The organism is Pseudomonas sp. LBUM1657 (assembly GCF_059716075.1).
Genome location: NZ_CP166799.1, coordinates 2,845,169 through 2,864,212 on the forward strand (window position 1 = coordinate 2,845,169; position 19,044 = coordinate 2,864,212).

At 59.9% G+C, this 19,044-nt stretch carries 16 protein-coding genes; 4 read left to right on the forward strand and 12 right to left on the reverse strand.

Going from position 1 to position 19,044, the window contains the following annotated elements; genetic code table 11:
- Positions 1-195 precede the first annotated feature (195 nt).
- Both ercA and ACA055_RS13180 read left to right on the forward strand, forming a co-directional pair.
- Positions 196-1,359 (forward strand): alcohol dehydrogenase-like regulatory protein ErcA, encoded by a 1,164-nt coding sequence (gene ercA, locus ACA055_RS13175; protein ID WP_497684029.1) that lies wholly within the window; start codon positions 196-198, stop codon positions 1,357-1,359.
- Positions 1,343-3,070: a PAS domain-containing hybrid sensor histidine kinase/response regulator gene (locus tag ACA055_RS13180; RefSeq protein ID WP_497684030.1), complete on the forward strand. Its 1,728-nt coding sequence runs from the start codon at positions 1,343-1,345 to the stop codon at positions 3,068-3,070. Before ercA ends, ACA055_RS13180 begins: the two co-directional genes overlap by 17 nt.
- A gap of 8 nt (positions 3,071-3,078) precedes the next feature.
- On the opposite strand, the gene ACA055_RS13185 is transcribed toward ACA055_RS13180, so the two are convergent.
- From ACA055_RS13185 to copC, 9 genes are all read right to left on the reverse strand, one after another.
- Entirely contained in the window at positions 3,079-3,948 is an 870-nt protein-coding gene (locus tag ACA055_RS13185) for an aldose 1-epimerase (RefSeq protein ID WP_497684031.1), read from the reverse strand.
- Positions 3,949-4,134: 186 nt separating this feature from the next.
- Positions 4,135-5,415: a TRAP transporter large permease gene (locus ACA055_RS13190; RefSeq protein ID WP_497684032.1), complete on the reverse strand. Its 1,281-nt coding sequence runs from the start codon at positions 5,413-5,415 to the stop codon at positions 4,135-4,137.
- A complete protein-coding gene (locus ACA055_RS13195; RefSeq protein ID WP_497684033.1) occupies positions 5,416-5,943 on the reverse strand; it encodes a TRAP transporter small permease in 528 nt (175 codons plus the stop codon).
- A 79-nt stretch (positions 5,944-6,022) separates the two neighbouring features.
- Complete coding sequence (locus tag ACA055_RS13200; RefSeq protein ID WP_497684034.1) at positions 6,023-6,994, reverse strand: TRAP transporter substrate-binding protein; 972 nt, start codon at positions 6,992-6,994, stop codon at positions 6,023-6,025.
- Positions 6,995-7,046: 52 nt separating this feature from the next.
- Positions 7,047-7,940, reverse strand: a complete 894-nt coding sequence (locus ACA055_RS13205; protein WP_497684035.1) for an SMP-30/gluconolactonase/LRE family protein — start codon at positions 7,938-7,940, stop codon at positions 7,047-7,049.
- Between the two features lie 53 nt (positions 7,941-7,993).
- A complete protein-coding gene (locus tag ACA055_RS13210) occupies positions 7,994-8,818 on the reverse strand; it encodes an NAD-dependent epimerase/dehydratase family protein (protein WP_497684036.1) in 825 nt (274 codons plus the stop codon).
- Positions 8,819-9,019: 201 nt separating this feature from the next.
- A complete protein-coding gene (locus ACA055_RS13215; protein WP_497684037.1) occupies positions 9,020-10,315 on the reverse strand; it encodes an OprD family porin in 1,296 nt (431 codons plus the stop codon).
- Positions 10,316-10,566: 251 nt separating this feature from the next.
- The gene (copD, locus tag ACA055_RS13220) at positions 10,567-11,424 is read right to left on the reverse strand and encodes a copper homeostasis membrane protein CopD (protein WP_497684038.1); all 858 of its coding nucleotides are present in this window, start codon (positions 11,422-11,424) and stop codon (positions 10,567-10,569) included.
- Between the two features lie 3 nt (positions 11,425-11,427).
- A complete protein-coding gene (gene copC / locus ACA055_RS13225; RefSeq protein WP_497684039.1) occupies positions 11,428-11,793 on the reverse strand; it encodes a copper homeostasis periplasmic binding protein CopC in 366 nt (121 codons plus the stop codon).
- 140 nt (positions 11,794-11,933) lie between these two features.
- Here copC and ACA055_RS13230 point away from each other — a divergent pair, with 140 nt between their 5' ends.
- A complete protein-coding gene (locus ACA055_RS13230; protein ID WP_497684040.1) occupies positions 11,934-12,554 on the forward strand; it encodes a TetR/AcrR family transcriptional regulator in 621 nt (206 codons plus the stop codon).
- A gap of 115 nt (positions 12,555-12,669) precedes the next feature.
- Here the strand turns inward: ACA055_RS13230 and preA are convergent, their stop codons facing one another.
- The 3 genes from preA to hydA form a co-directional block, all read right to left on the reverse strand.
- On the reverse strand, positions 12,670-13,944 hold the full coding sequence (gene preA, locus ACA055_RS13235; protein ID WP_497684041.1) for an NAD-dependent dihydropyrimidine dehydrogenase subunit PreA: 1,275 nt from the start codon (positions 13,942-13,944) through the stop codon (positions 12,670-12,672).
- Complete coding sequence (locus tag ACA055_RS13240; RefSeq protein WP_497684042.1) at positions 13,945-15,312, reverse strand: NAD(P)-dependent oxidoreductase; 1,368 nt, start codon at positions 15,310-15,312, stop codon at positions 13,945-13,947.
- Between the two features lie 154 nt (positions 15,313-15,466).
- Positions 15,467-16,906 (reverse strand): dihydropyrimidinase, encoded by a 1,440-nt coding sequence (gene hydA, locus ACA055_RS13245; protein WP_497684043.1) that lies wholly within the window; start codon positions 16,904-16,906, stop codon positions 15,467-15,469.
- Between the two features lie 623 nt (positions 16,907-17,529).
- On the opposite strand from hydA, the gene ACA055_RS13250 reads away from it, so the two are divergent.
- Positions 17,530-19,014 (forward strand): NCS1 family nucleobase:cation symporter-1, encoded by a 1,485-nt coding sequence (locus ACA055_RS13250; protein ID WP_497684044.1) that lies wholly within the window; start codon positions 17,530-17,532, stop codon positions 19,012-19,014.
- The last annotated feature ends 30 nt before the right edge of the window (positions 19,015-19,044 follow it).

Here is a 19,044-nt window from a genome sequence, read left to right on the forward strand (position 1 = left end):
TTGCTCGCGAAGGCGGCATCTCATTCAACATTGATGACGACTGACCCACTTTTCGCGAGCAAGCCCGCTCCCACAGTTGAATGGCGGTGAGTACAAAGTCTGGGTTCACCCTGCTACCCATTGGTCTGATTGCATTCGCAGCCGGATGCTTTAGTGTGGGTTCTACCTTTCAAAACAATAAAAACAGGCTTTCCAATGAGCCAGAATCTCAGCCAACTGCGTAAATTCGTTTCGCCCGAAATCATTTTTGGTGCCGGCTGCCGGCACAACGTCGGCAACTACGCCAAGACCTTCGGTGCTCGCAAGGTGCTGGTGGTCAGCGACCCCGGCGTGATTGCCGCAGGTTGGGTGGCCGATGTCGAGGCCAGCCTGCAAGCCCAAGGCATCGATTACTTCTTGTATAGCGACGTTTCGCCCAACCCGCGGGTCGAAGAAGTCATGCTCGGCGCCGAGTTGTACAAGGAAAACCACTGCGATGTCATCGTGGCGGTCGGCGGTGGCAGCCCGATGGATTGCGGCAAAGGTATCGGCATCGTCGTCGCCCACGGTCGCAGCATCCTCGAGTTCGAAGGCGTGGACACCATCCGCGTGCCCAGCCCGCCGCTGATTCTGATTCCGACCACCGCCGGCACCTCGGCGGATGTCTCGCAATTCGTGATCATCTCCAACCAGCAAGAACGCATGAAGTTCTCCATCGTCAGCAAAGCGGTGGTGCCGGACGTGTCGTTGATCGACCCGGAAACCACCCTGAGCATGGACCCGTTCCTGTCGGCCTGTACGGGCATCGACGCCTTGGTACATGCCATCGAAGCCTTCGTTTCCACCGGGCACGGGCCGTTGACCGATCCCCATGCGCTGGAGGCGATGCGGCTGATCAACGGCAATCTGGTGCAAATGATCGCCAACCCGACAGACATTGTCCTGCGCGAGAAAATCATGCTCGGCAGCATGCAGGCCGGGCTGGCGTTCTCCAATGCGATCCTTGGCGCAGTGCACGCGATGTCCCACAGCCTGGGCGGTTTTCTCGACTTGCCCCACGGCTTGTGCAACGCGGTGCTGGTGGAACACGTGGTGGCCTTCAACTACAACTCGGCACCTGATCGCTTCAAGGTGATCGCCGAGACGTTCGGCATTGATTGCCGTGGCTTGAATCACCGGCAGATTTGCGGACGTCTGGTGGAGCATCTGATCGCCCTGAAGCGCGCCATCGGCTTCCATGAAACCCTCGGTTTGCACGGGGTCAGCATGGCGGACATTCCGTTCCTGTCGCAACACGCCATGCACGACCCGTGCATCCTCACCAACCCGCGCGAATCCAGTCAGCGTGATGTCGAGGTCGTCTATGGCGAAGCCCTCTGACGAACAGCAACGAGCGCTGGCCGGGTTACTGGGATTAGGCAGCCATTCGGCGCGCAAGAGTCACTACCCGGAACTCGCCGCGCGGCTGGACGAGCTGGAGGCCGAGCGCAATCGCTACAAGTGGTTGTTCGAAAACGCCGTGCACGGGATCTTCCAGGCCAGCCTGCTCGAAGGCATGCGCGCGGCCAATCCGGCACTGGCGCGGATGCTCGGTTATCAGGACCCGCAGGAGGTGCTGTTTTCCCTGGCGGACCTGGCGAGCAATCTGTTTGTCGGCGGTGCGCAAGAGCTGGAAAACATCGGCGAGATCCTCAGGCATCAGGGCAGCCTGCACGGTTACGAAACCCAGCTACGGCGCAAGGACGGCAGCAGCCTCGACGTGTTGATGAACCTGTTGCTCAAACCTGATCAGGAAGGGCTGGTGGAAGGTTTTGTCGCTGACATCACCGAACGCAAACTCGCCCAGCAGCGCCTGCAACAACTGAACGATGAACTGGAACAGCGCGTCACCGCGCGTACCGACGAATTGCTCGAAGCCAACCGCAACCTGCAACAGCAGATCACCCAGCGCAAACAGATCGCCGAGGCCTTGCGCGACGCCCGTGACGCCGCCGAAGCGGCCAATCGCAGCAAGGACAAATACCTCGCCGCCGCCAGTCACGACCTGCTGCAACCGCTCAACGCGGCGCGGTTGCTGATTTCGACCTTGCGCGAGCGCACCTTGCCGGAGGTGGAGCAGGTGCTGGTAGAGCGCACTCACCAGGCCCTGGAAGGGGCGGAAGATTTGCTCACCGATTTGCTGGATATTTCCCGGCTCGATCAGGCGGCGGTCAAACCGGACATCGCCCTGTACCGCCTCGACGAATTGCTCGGGCCACTGGTCTCGGAGTTCCAGTCCGTGGCTGAGGCCACCGGGTTGAAATTGCGGGCACACGTGGGCGATTACGCCATCAACACCGACTTGCGCTTGATGACGCGAATCCTGCGCAACTTCCTCAGCAACGCCTGCCGCTACACCGACGAAGGCAGCATTCTGCTGGGGGCCCGGCGTCGGGGTGAAATGCTGCGACTGGAAGTGTGGGACACCGGGCGCGGGATCGCGGCGGATCGGCTGGATTCGATCTTCCTCGAATTCAACCAGCTCGATGTCGGCCGCGCCTCCGACCGCAAAGGCGTGGGCCTGGGGCTGGCGATTGTCGAGCGCATCGCCAAGATTCTCGATTACAGGATTCAGGTTCATTCGCGGCCGGGACGCGGTTCGATGTTCAGCATCGACGTGCCGATATCCCATGAGATTCCGCTGCCTATCAGCCTGGCGGCGCCCCAGCCTGGTGCCGGCAACCCCTTGCCGGGCCGCCGCTTGCTGGTGCTGGACAACGAAGTGAGCATTCTGGAAAGCATGAGTGCGTTGCTGGGGCAGTGGGGGTGCGAGGTGGTCACCGCCACGGATGAGGCGTCAGCGCTGGTCGCTCTGCGCGGACAGGCGCCGGAACTGATTCTGGCGGACTATCACCTGGACCATGGAGTGGTGGGCTGTGAAGTGGTCCGGCATTTGCGCGAGCATTTCAGCACGACTATTCCGGCGGTCATCATTACAGCCGACCGCACTGACCAGTGTCGACGCTCCTTGCAACGGCTCGAAGCACCGCTGCTGAACAAACCAGTGAAACCCGGCAAGCTGCGCGCCGTGTTGAGCCAAATGCTGGGGTAGAGGCGAGGTCAGAGGGGACGGTAGTGCAGGCTGAAACCGGACTCCACGGATTGACCTTGTTCCAGCAATCGCAACCCCGGTCGACCGGGCAGATGGTGCGCATTGACCGGATGGCTCACCGGTTCGATGCAGAAAAATCCCAGGCCCACCGGGCAATAAAGTAGGTAGTAGTCGCTGCCGGTGGCTTGGCATTCCAGTTGATAACCCAGTTCGGGTTGTTGGATCAGGCAGTGGCCGTCCCATTCGCAGAAGCCGTTGTCCACCAGTGTGTCGGGCAAGTCTTTGAGCTGCGCAAAATCCCATACGGCGGGTAAATCGCTGAGGTGTGTTGGCAGTTTTGACGGGTTGCACAACCAGACCTGCCGAGCCTTTGCTTGCAACCGGGTGGCTGAAGTGCGGGGGAAATACGGATGTAGCCCAAGACCATGCCAGGCAGCCTGTTCGGCCAGATGGGTGACCTGCAAATCGACGCTCAGTTTGCCGTCGCTCAGATGGAAACGTTGCCGGGCGCGATAAGCGAAGGGCGTTGTGCTGTCGAGTTGCAGGACGATTTCATCGTGAGTGTGTGCAACCACCTGCCACGGCTGTTGCCAGGCGTTGCCATGAATCGGCAAGGGATCGGTGAGGCTGTTGGGTGTCAGGGCCAGCCAGCCGTCGGGGCAATCAAAGCCGCCTTCGGCTATCCGGTTGGACCAGGGCACCAGGGGAAAACACCCCAGTTTGCCGGGCAGGCCGGTGTTGAGTGCGTGGGCGTCGCTGTGGCGCAACAGCGGCTGGCCCGTGCTGCGCACGGTCCAGTTGACGATGCTGGCGCCGAGTTCGGGGGCTAGGGTGAGGTGGGTAAAGTCGTCTTCGAGCGTCAGAAGTCTTGGTGTCATCGGAACTGAACTCTTGATGGAAGAACCCGGTGATAGAAGTAGCAGCTGGCGAAGCCTGTGGGAGCGGGCTTGCTCGCGAAGACGGAATCACATTCAACATATTGGCTGACTGACAGACCGCTTTCGCGAGCAAGCCCGCTCCCACAAGGATGCGTGTACCCCTCGTCTGACGGAGGGGTACAGTTGTTACAACACCAAACGCGGCAACCACAACGACAGCGCCGGAATGTAGGTCACGGCCATCAACACCAGGAACAGCACGCCGTAGAACGGCAGCAGCGCTTTGACGGTGCTTTCGATGCTGACCTTGCCCACGGCAGAGCCCACAAACAGCACCGCGCCCACCGGCGGTGTGATCAAACCGATCCCCAGGTTCACCAGCATGATCATGCCGAAGTGCACCGGGTCCACGCCAATGCCCAGAATCACTGGCAGCAGGATTGGCGTGAGGATCAGGATCAGCGGCGCCATGTCCATCACTGCGCCGAGCAACAGCAGCATGAAGTTGATGCACATCAGGATCACGTAACGGTTGTCCGACAGGGTCAGGAACATCGTGGTGATCTTCGACGGGATCTGCATCAGGGTCATGATGTAGCCGAAGCTGGCGGCGAAGCCGATCAGGATCATCACGATCGAAATCGTCCGCACCGTGCGATGCATCAGTTTGGGCAGCTCGCTCCACTTGTAGTCGCGGTAGATGAACATGGTCACGAAGAAGGACCAGACCACCGCGATGGACGCTGATTCGGTGGCGGTGAAAATGCCCGACAGAATACCGCCGAGAATGATCACCATGGCCATCAGGCCCCACATCGCTTCACCGCAGATTTTCAGCGCTTGCTTGAGGGGAATGACTTCGCCCTTGGGGTAGTTGCGCTTTTTGGCGAAGATCAGGCACAGCACCATCAGGCAGGCGCTCATCAACAGGCCCGGCACCACGCCGGCCATGAACAGCGACGCGATCGACACCGTACCGCCAGCGGCCAACGAGTAGAGCACCGAGTTGTGGCTTGGCGGGGTCAGCAGCGCTTGCACCGAGCCGCTGACCGTCACGGCGGTGGCGAAGTCGCGTGGGTAGCCCTTGCGTGCCATTTCCGGAATCAACACCGAACCTACCGACGCCGTATCAGCCACCGAGGAACCGGAAATCGCGCCAAAGAACGTCGAGGCCATGATGTTGACCAGTGACAGACCGCCGCGCACGAACCCGACCAGCACGCCGGCAAACGCCACCAGTCGCCGGGACATGCCGCCCTCGGCCATGATCGCGCCGGCCAGCACGAAGAACGGAATGGCCAGCAGGGAAAATTTGTTCACGCCACCGGCGACCTGAATCATCACGGCCTGGAACGGAATGTCGATCCACCACGCACCGATCAGCGCGGAAAGACCCAAGGCGTAAGCGACCGGCATGCCGATCATGATCAAAGCGAGAAAACTGCCAATCAGAATCAAAGCGTCCATTTATGCGGCACCTTCGCTTTCTTCAACCAGGTCGAAACGCACGACCCGACGGTTGCTCTGGTCACCGAGCAAGAGTTTTTCCAGGACAAAGATCAACGTCAGCAGGCCGCCCACGGGGATCGGCATGTAGGTGATGCCCACGCGCAGGGTCGGCAGGGAACTCATGAACTGGTTCCAGGTGGACATGCACAGCTTGGTGCCCCAGATGGTCATGAACAGGCAAATGGTCGCCATCAACAGTTGCGAGACGATGCTCCATACCTTGCGCTGCCCGGGTGACATGCGGTCGGTCACCATGGCCACGGCCATGTGCGCACCGGCGCGATAGCTGGCCGCCGCGCCGATGAAAGTGAAGACCATCATCAGCAGGATCGCGGTCGGCTCCGGCCAGCTTGAACCGGTGCCAAGGACGTAACGGGCAAAGACGCCCCAGGGAATGATCAGGGAAATGGTCAGGATCGACAGGCCGGCCACCCAGATGCAGGTCATGTAAATCCTGTCGTTGATACGCAGCAGCAAATTCTTCATCGGGTTCCACCGTAACCGGGCGCGCACTGACCTACACCCACGTCAGTCGCGCCGGGCCTTTCATAAATGCAACAGAGGGTTATTGAACGGCTTCGATGCGCTTGATCAGGTCGGCATAAGGCGCGCCATATTTTTCGCGGATCGAAGCGGTGGCCTCATAGAAAGGTTTCTTATCGACGGTGATGAACTCGACGCCGGCAGCCTTGAGCTTTTCTTCACTGCTGGCCGATTTTGCGTCCCACAGGGTACGCTCCTGCGCCTGTGCGGCCTTGGCGGTTTTCTTCACCAGCACTTGCTGCTCGGGGGTGAGTTTGTCCCAAGTGATTTTCGACATCACGATCGGCTCGGGCAAGATCAGGTGGCCGGTCAGGCTGTAGAACTTGGCGTTCTGGTAATGGTTGTGTTCGAGCAGGGTCGGCGGGTTGTTTTCCGCGCCGTCAATCACGCCGGTCTGCAAGGCGCTGAAGATCTCGCCAGTGTCCATTGCAATGCCGTTGCCGCCCATGGCATTGATGGTCTCGATGAACATCGGGTTGCCTTGCACACGGATTTTCATGCCCTTGAGGTCGGCGAGGCTGCGCACCGGTTTCTTGGTGTAGATGTTTCGTGTGCCGCCGTCCATCCAGGCCAGGGCGACCAAACCGAATTCGGAATCGGTGATTTTGGAGAGGATCTCGTCGCCGACTTCACCATCGATGACTTTGCGCATGTGCGCCTGGTCACGGAACACGAACGGCATGTTGAACACGTTCACGTCCGGCACCACCGGCCCGACAATCCCGAGGCTGACCCGAGCCATCTGGATGGCGCCGACCTGGGCCTGTTCGACCACTTCTTTTTCCGAGCCGAGCACACCGCCGGCGAACATTTTGAAAGTCAGTTTGCCGCCGCTGTCGGCGACCAGGGTTTTGCCCAGCTGTTCCTCGGCCACCACGGTCGGATAACCGGCAGGGTGGATGTCGGCGAATTTGATTTCCAACGCCTGGGCGGCGCTGCTGAGGGTGAAAGCCAGTGGGAGTGCAGCGGCGAGCAAGGTGCGTTTGAAGTCCATGGGTTGTCTCTCCAGTCTTGTTATTTTTGTATTCAAGGCGCAGCAGAAGCAGTTACAGCGAAGGGTTGAACGCAGGTTCTGGCAAACCTTTCACGCCAGGATTGAGGGCGAACACGCCGCCGGCCCGTGACTGTTCGTCATGGTCGTCACCGGGGCGGATCGAGGTCACGAACAGGGTGTCCAGTTGGCTGCCGCCGAAGGCGCACATGGTCGGCTTCTTCACCGGTACGGCAAGAGAACGGTCCAGTCGGCCGTCGGGGGTGAAGCGGTGAATCAGCCCGGCGTCGTTGGCGCAAATCCAGTAGCAGCCTTCGGCATCGACGGCGGCGCCATCGGGGCGGCCGGGGAACTGATTCATGTCGACGAACACTCGGCGGTTGGATGGCGTGCCGCTTGCCGGGTCGTAGTCGAAGGCCCAGATGTGCTGGACCAACGGGTGTGAATCGGACAGGTACATCGTCCGTCCGTCCGGGCTGAACGCCAGGCCGTTGGGCACGATGAATCCGCCAAGCCGGGCCTCAAGCGGTCCGGTTTGCCCGGCGCTGTAGCGATAGAGTGTGCCGTCGGTAGCATTGGCACCCATGTTCAGCACCATGCTGCCGGCCCAGAAACGCCCCTGACGATCACAACGACCATCGTTCAGGCGCATGTCCGGGCGGGCATGGTCGACGTGTGCAAGCAACTCGCTGTCGAGGCTGCCATCGTTGTGCGGGTGCAGATGGAAAAACCCGCTTTCCATTCCGGCTACCCAGCCACCGTCGCTGTGACGCACGATGCAGGCGAGCATTTCCGGGGCTGTCCAGGCGTGGACATGACCGGTTTCGGCACTCCAGCGTTGCAGGCCCCCGGCGGGAATATCGACCCAGTACAGGGCGTTTTCCTCAGGCACCCACACCGGGCTTTCACCGACCGCATTTCGGGCATCGACAATCAATTCGGCTTGCATGGCAACTCATTCGCTTGGGTTTTTGTTGTGGGGATCAAGTGAAGTGTGCGGGCTCAGTCACCAAACGGGCCGGCCGCGCAGAAGGCGCCACCCTGGTAAATGCGGGCCGGATCATCGGCGGCCGGCATCGGCTGGGCTTCGACTTTGTCACGGAACACTTCGGAGCTGTCCCGGGCTTGGTAGCCCAAGTGGTTCGCGAGGCGGTTGTCCCACCAGATCTGCTTGTTGTCGGACATGCCGTACACCACGGTGTGGCCGACGTCAGGGGTGTACAGCGCGCGTTCGAGCAATTGCGTCAGGTCGTCGAAGCTCAACCAGGTGCTCATCATTCGGCGGTTCTGCGGTTCCGGGAACGAAGAGCCGATGCGCAGGCTGACGGTCTCGATGCCATAGCGGTCGAAGTAGAACGTGGCCATGTCTTCGCCGTAGGACTTGGACAAGCCGTAGTAGCCGTCCGGGCGGCTAGGGGAGTGGGCGTCGATGACTTCGTCCTGCTTGTAGAAGCCGATCACGTGGTTGGAGCTGGCGAAAATTACCCGCTTTACGCCATGCCGGCGCGCGGCTTCGTAGATGTGAAACACGCCGCAAATGTTGGCACCGAGGATCTCTTCGAACGGGCGCTCCACCGACACACCACCGAAGTGCAGGATCGCGTCCACGCCTTCGACCAGTTGATGCACTGCTTGTTTGTCCGCGAGGTCGCAGGGCACGACTTCTTCGCGATCATCAAGGGCCGGGGTGATGTCGGCGATGTCTGACAGGCGAATCACCTTGGCATAAGGCCGCAGGCTTTCGCGCAAGACTTTGCCAAGGCCACCGGCAGCACCGGTCAGCAGCAGGCGATTGAAAGGGGTGCGAGTTGTGGAAGTAGTCGTCATGGCAATCCCTGAGCATGCATTCATTGTTATTTGTTTTGTTGTAGGTTGTCGTATGACTGGATCGAAGTATCGTTAGCCTTTCCCGCTCTTGTCAACGCGACTTTGGTGGAAATTGACGGAGGGTCGTCCAGGACTCAATTCGACCAACCGCTGAAATAGATCATTGTGATAACGACCTATCAGCGGGGCAGATAAAACGCCTTACAACAACGAGAGCGGGTAGCTGATGAAGATTCGGTTTTCGTCGAATTCATTGGTGCTGAAATCCCGGCGAATGGTCGCGTTGCGCCATTTCACGTTGAGATTTTTCAGTGCGCCGCTTTGCACGGTGTAGGCCAGTTCCGATTCGCGGCCCCATTCCTTGCCATCGGTGATCGCCCCGGTGTGCACGTTATCGCCGCTGATGTAGCGGTTCATCATGGTCAGGCCGGGAATGCCGAGGGCGACGAAGTTGTAGTCGTGACGCACCTGCCAGGATTTTTCCTTGGCGTTGTCGTAACTGGCGTTGTAACTATCGTTGGCCAGCGTGCCGCCGCTGGTGCCGTTGACGCGCATCCAGCCGGTGTCGCCAGTGAGTTTCTGCAGGCCGACATAGAAGGTGTTGCCGCCGTACTTGGCGGAGAGCATGGCGAACGTGGTTTTGTTGTCCATGTCGCCGGCCAGGGCGCTGCCGTCTTCCTTGCCGTTGAAGAAGCCGAGGTTGGCGCCCAGGGTCCAGTCGCCCATGGGCTGACTGTGGCTCAGGTTGAAATACTGCTGCTGATAAATGTCGGTCAGTTCGGCGTACCAGACACCGACCTGAGTGCGTTTTTCGTTGAACGCATATTCACCACCGCCGAAGTTGAAGCGGTCCGAAAGGAACGCGCCCCTGCCGTTCATGGACATGTCTTCCATGCTCCCGTCGTTACGGGGGCTGTTTCCACGGAACTGACCGCCGTAGAGCGTCAGGCCGTTGATCTCTGTCGAGGTAATCTGTCCACCGCGGAACGTTTGCGGCAGTGAGCGGCCGTCGTCGGAGCGCAGAATCGGCAGCACCGGCATCCATTCACCGACCTTCAATTCGGTTTTCGACACCTTGGCTTTCAGCGCCACGCCCAAACGGCCGAAGTTGTCGGCAGGACGGCCGTCATCATGAATCGGCAGCAACTGTGTACCACCGGTGCCTTTACCGCCGTCGAGCTTCTGCGAGTACATGCCCAGCACATCCACGCCGAAACCGACGGGTCCTGGGGTAAACCCGGACTTGGCATCGAGGATGAAGCTTTGCGTCCATTCCTCAGCCTTGCCCTGGGGATAGGCCGGGTTGGTGAAGTTGCGGTTGAAGTAGGCGTTGCGCAGGTTCAGCGTGGCCTTGGTGTCATCAACGAAGCCTTCGGCATTGCCGGTCATGGGCAGTGCGAAGAACAGGCTGCTGCAGCCGATCAGGCCGAGGGTATGACGGCGTGCAAGGGTCGGGCGAGGGGTGCAAACGGAGGAATTGCGGACGAGCTGGCTCACTGTGACGCTCCCTATTTCTTTATTGTTTTTATTTTTGTCATACGTCGTCGTACAACATTGGGGGCGATTATTTGCGAGGGGTTCAGGGAATGTCAATCAGAAGTTATACGATGACTTAACCGGGGCAGTGGTAGGCCGATGAAAACCTGTGGGAGCGGACTTGCTCGCGAAAGCGGAGTACCAGCCGACATCAATGTTGAATGTTCGACCGTTTTCGCGAGCAAGCCCACTCCCACAGTTGGATTTGCGTTTCAGCCGCTGATCATCGGGGGCAGGGTGCCGAGCAAAGAAACCGCCGCCACTGCGCCGATCCCCAGCAGCCACTCCAGCATCACGCTGGCGCGCAATGTCGTCAGGCGCTGCTCGCAGCCGTTGATCCGCAACCGATTGAACAACGCCAGGCCCAGCATCGCGGCGACCAGTACCACCTTGATCAACAGAATCAACGCGAACCCGGACAGCAACGGCGTCGGCCAGAAGGCACCGGTCAGTACCCGCACATTGATCAAACCGGTGATCAACAACCCCGCGACCAAGGCATAACCGATGCCACTGAAACGTTGCAATATCGCGCCGACGGCATGCCCGGCCGGTTGCCGAAGGATCATCACCAACAGCATCAAACCGCCGAGCCAGGCGCCGACGCAGATCAGGTGAATGATCTGATTGAGGATCAGCAGTTGGCCGTTGAGGCCGTCGAGCATTGCGCCATGACCGACCGGGGCCAGGGTGGCCAGCAACAGGCCGCTCAGGGTGATGCGCAAGGGCAGGCTGGTGCGTAATGGCGTCAGCAGCAACACCACCAGTAAACCATTGAGCAGCATATGCCAGGTCCAGACCTGACCGAAAAACGTATTGCCCAACACCAGGCGCAGGGTCGACGGATCGAATGCTGCGTTCCACGATCCCGCCATGCTGGCGGTGATCAGCAGCAACCAGCCGATGCCGCTGACCAATGCCACCGCCGCGAGCCAGCGAGTGACTCGCGCCAGAGGGTGATCCAGCACCGCCTCACGGCCCAACAGCAAAGGCTTGAAGACCCAGGCCCCGAACAGCATCAGCACCACGGTGAAATGCAGGAAACGGCACAGCACCATCGCGCTCGTCATGAATTACTGACCAACCTTGAAGCGGTACGCACCTTCGCTTTTGTGGGTGTCGACCGACACGGCGTGCCATTCGACTTTGTAATCGCCAGCCGCCAACGGTGCAGCCGGAGTGACGATCAACGTCTTCTTGTCAGTGCCTTCGGTGGCGAGATTTTTGACCGGCACATCGGCGCCGTCCTTAGTGATGCTGACTTTGGTGAAGGTTGCTTCAACGCCTTCGGAAAACACCAGGCGCAGCTGCGACGGTGCGCTCACCGTGCTGTCTGCGGCCGGGGTCTGGCTTTTCAGATGCGCGTGGGCAAACACCGACGAGGCGGCGAACAGCGAGCCGAGGAGGACGAAGGAGGTCAGGGCTTTGTTGAGCTGCATCGGTGAATACCTCTGAGGCAGATTCGAAGAGGCGCTCAGTTTACCTGCGCGAACCGAGATGTACGAAGTTTGGTTTTCCCCTGTCGCCGCGACGTAGAGCGGGTGCTAGTCTTGACCAACGCTGTAGTCAGGGAGCCCTCATGGGCAATCACAAGATCGAGATTCGCCGCAGTAACGTCGAGAAAATTCTGCTGGGGGCTGAAAAAGTCTTCGCCGAAAAAGGTTTCGGCAGCACCGCCATGGCGGACATCGCCGCCGAAGTGCAACTGCCGCGTTCCAATTTGCATTACTACTTCAGCACCAAGACCGAGCTGTACAGCGCGGTGTTGTTCGATCTGCTGGAAGTCTGGAAGCAGGACGCCTTGTGCTTCGAGATGTTTGACGACCCGCGCGTGGTGCTCAGCAGCTACATCCGCGCCAAGATGAACCACTCCCGCAGCCGGCCTTACGGCTCCAAAGTCTGGGCCAATGAAATCATCCATGGCGCGCCGACCCTGGGCGCGGCACTGGACGAGAGCCTGTACGACTGGGCCAAGATGAAAGAAGCGAAAATTCGCCAGTGGGTGGACGACAAACGCATCCTGCCGGTTGAACCGTCGAGCCTGCTGTACATGATCTGGGCCTCGACCCAGCACTACGCCGACTTCGATCATCAGGTGAATATTCTGAATGATCACCAGCCGTTGTCGGACATGCAGTTCGAACGGGCGGTGCAGACGGTGACGAGTGTGATTTTGCGGGGAATTGGGTTGGAGCCTTGAAAAGGGCGGTGTGGCTGCAGGCCTCTTCGCGAGCAAGCCCGCTCCCACATTTGAAACGCATTCCAATGTGGGAGCGGGCTTGCCCGCGAAGGCGTCAGTTCAGTCAGCACCTGCCTCAGAGGGCGACATGGTAGGGGTTGCGCGGATCATGATTCCAATCCAGAAACGGCTTGCCGTTCTCCATCGGCACCATCTCGATGCAATCCTGCACCGGGCAGGTGATCTGGCACAGGTTGCAGCCCACGCACTCATCATCGATCACTTCATATTTGCGCGTGCCGTCCGCCTGCTTGAGGCTGGCAACTGCCTGGTGCGAGGTGTCTTCGCACGCGATATGACAGCGACCGCAGCCGATGCAGGCCTCCTGGTCGATCTTGGCGATCACCTGATAGTTGATGTCCAGGTACTTCCAGTCGGTGGTATTGCCCACCGCACGCCCGGAAAAATCCGCCACGCTGGCGTAACCCTGACTGTCCATCCAGCGTGACAAACCGTCCTTCATCTCCTCGACAATCCGGAAACCATGCAGCATTGCCGCGGTGCACACCTGCACCGAGCCGCTGCCCAGGGCAATGAACTCCGCCGCGTCACGCCAGCTGCCGATGCCGCCAATGCCGGAGATCGGCAGGCCTTGGGTCTGTGGGTCACGGGCGATTTCCGCGACCATGTTCAGGGCAATCGGCTTGACCGCCGAACCGCAATACCCGCCATGGGTGCTTTGGCTGCCCACGGCGGGATTGGCGACCATGCGTTCCAGATTGACGCTGGTGATCGAATTGATGGTGTTGATCAGCGACACCGCATCGGCACCGCCCCGGTGCGCCGCGCGGGCGGCGACGCGGATGTCGGTGATGTTCGGCGTGAGCTTGACGATCACCGGCAGCGAGCAATAGGTCTTGCACCAACGGGTGACCTGCTCGACGTATTCGGGCACCTGGCCGACCGCCGCGCCCATGCCGCGTTCCGGCATGCCGTGGGGGCAGCCGAAGTTCAGCTCGATGCCGTCGGCGCCGGTAGCTTCCACTAGCGGCAGGATGTGTTTCCAGGACTCTTCGACGCAAGGCACCATCAGCGACACGATCAGCGCGCGGTCCGGCCAGTCCTTTTTGACCTGAGTGATTTCCCGCAGGTTGATCTCCAGCGAACGGTCGGTGATCAGCTCAATGTTGTTGAAACCCACCACCTCACGGTTGGCGCCGAAATGCGCTGAATACCGCGACGACACGTTGACGGCCGCCGGGTCTTCCCCCAGGGTTTTCCAGACCACGCCACCCCAGCCGGCCTCGAAGGCGCGGACCACGTTGTAGGCTTTGTCGGTCGGTGGCGCGGAGGCCAGCCAGAACGGATTGGGGGCTTTGATGCCGGCGAAGACAATCGAGAGATCGGCCATTTACGCAGCCTCCACGTTGAGCATGAGTTGGGCGTTGATGGCTTCGGCTGCCAGCTTGCCGTGCTGCACCGCTTGCACGGTGAGGTCCTGATCGAGGCTGGTGCAGTCGCCGCCGGCATACACGCCGGGGATGCTCGTACGCAGCTGTTCGTCCACCTGGATTCGGTCGCCCTGACGCTTGAGTTCGCGGGCCAGTGGGTCGGCAAGGGCGTCGGCGTCGAAGGCTTGGCCGATGGCTTTGAAGACCGCATCGGCAGCCAGCTCGAAGGTTTCGCCGGTGGTTTGCAGGCGTCCATCTACCAGGTGCGTGCGGGCGAAACGCATGCCGCGTACCTGGCCTTGATCGTCGAGCAGCACTTCTTCGGGTTGAGCCCAAGTCAGTAGCCGCACCTGATTGGCCTTGGCGATGTCTTGTTCATGGTGGGTGGCGCCCATGTCCTCGACACCGCGGCGGTACACCAGATTGACGTCATGCGCCCCCAGACGCGCCATTTGCACCGCCATGTCGATAGCCGTGTTGCCGGCGCCAAGGACAATGCAGCGGTCAGCGACCGGCAGTTGAGTCAGGTCATCGGCCTGGCGCAGTTCGCGGATGTATTCGGTGGCGGCGAGCAGACCGGGCGCATCCTCGTGAGCCAGGCCCAGTTGTTTGCTGGCGGCCAGGCCGAGGCCGAGGAACACCGCGTCGAATTGCTGGTGCAGTTCGCTGAGGGTCAGGTTTTCACCGAGTTTCTGTCCGTGGCGGATTTCGATGCCGCCGATGTCGAGCAGAAAATCCAGTTCCTTTTGCGCGTAATCGTCCACCAGTTTGTACTTGGCGATCCCGTACTCGTTGAGGCCGCCAGCCTTTTCCCGTGCTTCGAAAATCACCACGTCGTGGCCATGCATCGCACTGCGGTGAGCGCAGGACAGTCCGGCCGGACCGGCACCCACCACGGCGATGCGTTTGCCGGTGGCCGCCGCACGGGGGAACGGGTGTTCGCTGAAGTGCGCGTTGTCTACGGCGTAGCGTTGCAGCAAGCCGATCAGCACCGGTGCGCACTCATGGTCGTTGTTACGCACGCAGGCTTGCTGGCAAAGAATTTCCGTCGGGCAAACCCGGGCGCAACTGCCGCCGAGAATGTTCGCCGAAAGGATTTTCTGCGCGGCGCCCTGAACGTTTTCCTGATGGATATTGCGGATGAACGACGGAATGTCGATGTCGCTGGGACAGGCATTCACGCACGGCGCGTCGTAGCAATACAGGCAGCGCGAGGCTTCCAGATGGGCCTGACGATCGTTGAGTGGCGGCGCCAGATCAGTGAAATGGCCGGCGAGGGCGGCCGCATTCTCGTGGGAATGCGGGAGGTGGTTCAGGGACTTGATCACGGTATTGGCCTCACGGTTATTGAGGTGCTGCCTCTGATGGGCATTGGTTTTTGTGTTGTCTGGGCCGGCCTCTTCGCGAGCAAGCCCGCTCCCACATTTGAACTGCGTTTCCTTGTGGGCGCGGGCTTGCTCGCGAAGGCCGTAGGCCTCGATCTCAGCGCTTGACGGCAACCGGCCTGTTCAGCTCAGCCCGCTTGCTCAGCAAATCAAACACCGCCGGATACGCCGGCCGCTCGATATACCGACCGGCGCCACGCTCGGCGCGCAGATCACCATCGGCCCAGACCAGTCGGCCCTGGCTGATGGTGTGGCTCGGTACACCGCGCACGGTCTTGCCTTCGAAGATGTTGAAGTCGACTTGCTGGTGATGGGTCTTGGCTGAAATCGTCCGCGTACCTTCCGGGTCCCACAGCACCAGATCCGCATCGGCGCCAACGCGGATCGCACCCTTGCGCGGATAGAGGTTGAAGATCTTCGCGGTGTTGGTGGAGGTGAGGGCAACGAAGTGCTGCATCGACAAACGCCCGGTATTCACCCCTTCATCCCAGAGCACCGCCATGCGGTCTTCAATACCGGCGGTGCCGTTGGGGATCTTGCTGAAATCGTCCCGGCCAGCAGCTTTTTGCTCGGCGCAGAAACAGCAATGGTCGGTGGCGGTGGTGTGCAGGTTGCCCGATTGCAGTCCGTGCCAAAGCGCTTCTTGATGGCCGCGAGGACGGAAGGGCGGGCTCATCACGTAACCGGCCGCAGTCTGCCAGTCCGGATGTTGGTAGACGCTGTCGTCCAGCAACAGATGCCCGGCCAATACCTCGCCATAGACTTGTTGACCCTTGCTGCGGGCGTAGGTGATTTCGTCGAGGGCTTCCTTGGTCGAGACATGCACCAGGTACAGCGGCGTGCCCAGGGTTTCGGCAATGCGGATGGCCCGGCTCGCGGCTTCGCCTTCCACCTGCGAAGGACGCGACAGCGGATGCGCTTCAGGGCCGGTCATGCCCTGGGCCATCAACTTGCGTTGCAGGTGATAGACCAGCTCGCCGTTTTCCGCATGCACAGTGGGTACCGCGCCCAGTTCCAGGCAACGCTCGAAACTCGCCACCAGGGTGTCGTCGGCTGCCATGATCGCGTTCTTGTAGGCCATGAAATGCTTGAAGCTGTTGACCCCGTGCTGGCTGACTAGCTCGGCCATTTCCTCGCGGACCTGCTCGCTCCACCAGGTGATGGCGACGTGGAAACCGTAATCCGAGGCCGACTTCTCCGCCCAGCCGCGCCACTGATGAAACGCTTCCATCAGGGATTGCTGCGGGTTGGGAATCACGAAGTCGATGATCGACGTGGTGCCACCGGCCAGACCTGCCGCCGTACCACTGAAAAAGTCTTCGCTGGCCACGGTGCCCATGAAGGGCAGTTGCATGTGCGTGTGTGGATCGATGCCGCCGGGCATCAGGTATTGGCCACTGCCGTCGAGCACTTCGGCGTCAGCGGGAACATCAAGGTTTTCACCAATGGCCTTGATCACGCCGTCGGCGCAATAGACGTCAGCACGGTAACTTTCATCATGGGTAATAACGGTGGCGCCACGGATCAACAGAGACATTCCGAGTTCCTCGCAGGCAATGACCGACTTGTGCCGGTTCTAAATGTTTTATATGAAGCCGACGCAAACAGGTGTATTCCTGTCAGCGCTGTCAGGAATAGAAGCTAGTCTGAGTTCAAGGAATCAGCAAGAATATTTTTTATAAGCTTATTACTTATTTAACCAATTGATAAATAAAGATTAAAACTGAAAATCACCAAAATGGTGAGCCCTTTCACCATTTTGACGCACTTGACAGGTTCCAAAAATAGACGAGATTTTCTATGAGAAATCAGCTGCTTGAGGATGGTCTATGGTTGATGCGCAACGTTGAAAAAAAGTTTGATGCACCAGATTGAGTCCTGACTGTTCGGACAACTTGCCTGGCATTCGGCCTGAGTGATGTGGCAAGTCACCGGGGATTCAATGGTTGAATAAATAAAACTGATAAACATCAGTTGATTACAAAGTTTTTATGGCACTGCCCGATGCGCAAGCGGGGCACCCGGCACGTTTATTGATGCCGCCGCTGACACCTTGGCCGGTCCGTAAAAGTTGTCAGTTTCTCCGGCCATCGTCCGGCTCGCGCTCCTTGGCGCCAGCCCCTGATGAGCAAAAATAATCAAAAGAACAGTGGAGCGGCCATGCAACAGATCAGATCGCAAGTGACCGAGCGCGACGGCTTGTTCGAGCTCGAAGCCGGCAGCGACGTCCTCGACAGTCCCCGTTATAACCACGACATGGCACCGACCAAGGTGCACGAACGAACCTGGAACAAATGGCACATCACTGCATTGTGGGTCGGCATGTCGATCTGCGTGCCGACCTACACCCTCGGCGGCGTGCTCACCGCTTATTTCGGTCTGAGCGTTGGCGAAGCGTTGGTGGCGATTCTATTTGCCAACATCATCGTGCTGATCCCCCTGACCCTGAACGCGTTTCCCGGCACCAAGTACGGCATCCCGTTTCCGGTGTTGCTGCGCTCGTCCTTCGGCATCCTCGGCTCCAACATTCCGTGTTTGATCCGTGCCTTGGTGGCCTGCGGCTGGTTCGGCATCCAGACAATGTTTGGCGGGCTGGCCATCCACTTGTTTCTGGGCTCGGTGTTCGAGGGCTGGAAATCCCTCGGTGGCACCGGTGAAGTCATCGGCTTCATGGTGTTCTGGACGCTGAACCTGTGGGTGGTGATCCGCGGCGCCGAGTCGATCAAGTGGCTGGAAGTCCTGTCTGCGCCGCTGTTGGTGCTGGTCGGTCTGGGGCTGCTGGTGTGGGCCATGCCGAACGTGTCGATGACCGAGTTGCTGGCGATCCCGGCCAAGCGTCCGGAAGGGGCCAGCGTGGTCAGTTACTTCGCTGCCGGGTTGACCGCCATGGTCGGGTTCTGGGCCACCTTGTCCCTGAACATCCCAGACTTCAGTCGCTACGCAAAAAGCCAGAAGGACCAGATTATCGGGCAGATCATCGGCTTGCCCCTGACGATGTTCCTGTTCGCTGCACTCGGCGTCGTGATGACCGCAGCGTCGGTGAAACTGGTGGGCGTCACGGTCTCCGATCCGGTCACGCTGATCGGTCATATCCAGAGCCCGGTGTGGGTGGCACTGGCCATGGCGCTGATCATCATCGCCACGCTGTCCACCAACACTGCGGCCAATATCGTGTCGCCGACCAACGACTTCCAGAACATCGCGCCCAAAGTCATCAACCGGACCACGGCGGTGATCCTGACCGGTGTGGTCGGGCTGTTGTTGATGGGCCATGAACTGCTGAAAAAGCTCGGGCTGATTGTCTCCGACATCAGTCTGGAAACGGTCTATTCCAACTGGTTGCTGGGCTATTCCAGCCTGCTGGGGCCGATCGCCGGGATCATGGTGGTGGACTATTTCCTGATCAAGAAACAGCAACTGGACCTGGCCGGCCTTTACCGTGACGACGTTTACCCGGCGTGGAACTGGTTCGGCTTCATCGCCTTCGGCGTACCGGTGGTGTTGACGTTGTTGTCACTGGGCAGCGATGCATTCAGCTGGTTCTACAGCTACGGCTGGTTCACCGGCTCGGCCCTGGGCGGGCTGATTTATTACGGGTTGTGCGTTGTGCGTCCGAGCCCGTCTGTCGCGAAATCTCCGGTGTGAGGGACGGTCTCTTCGCGAGCAAGCCCGCTC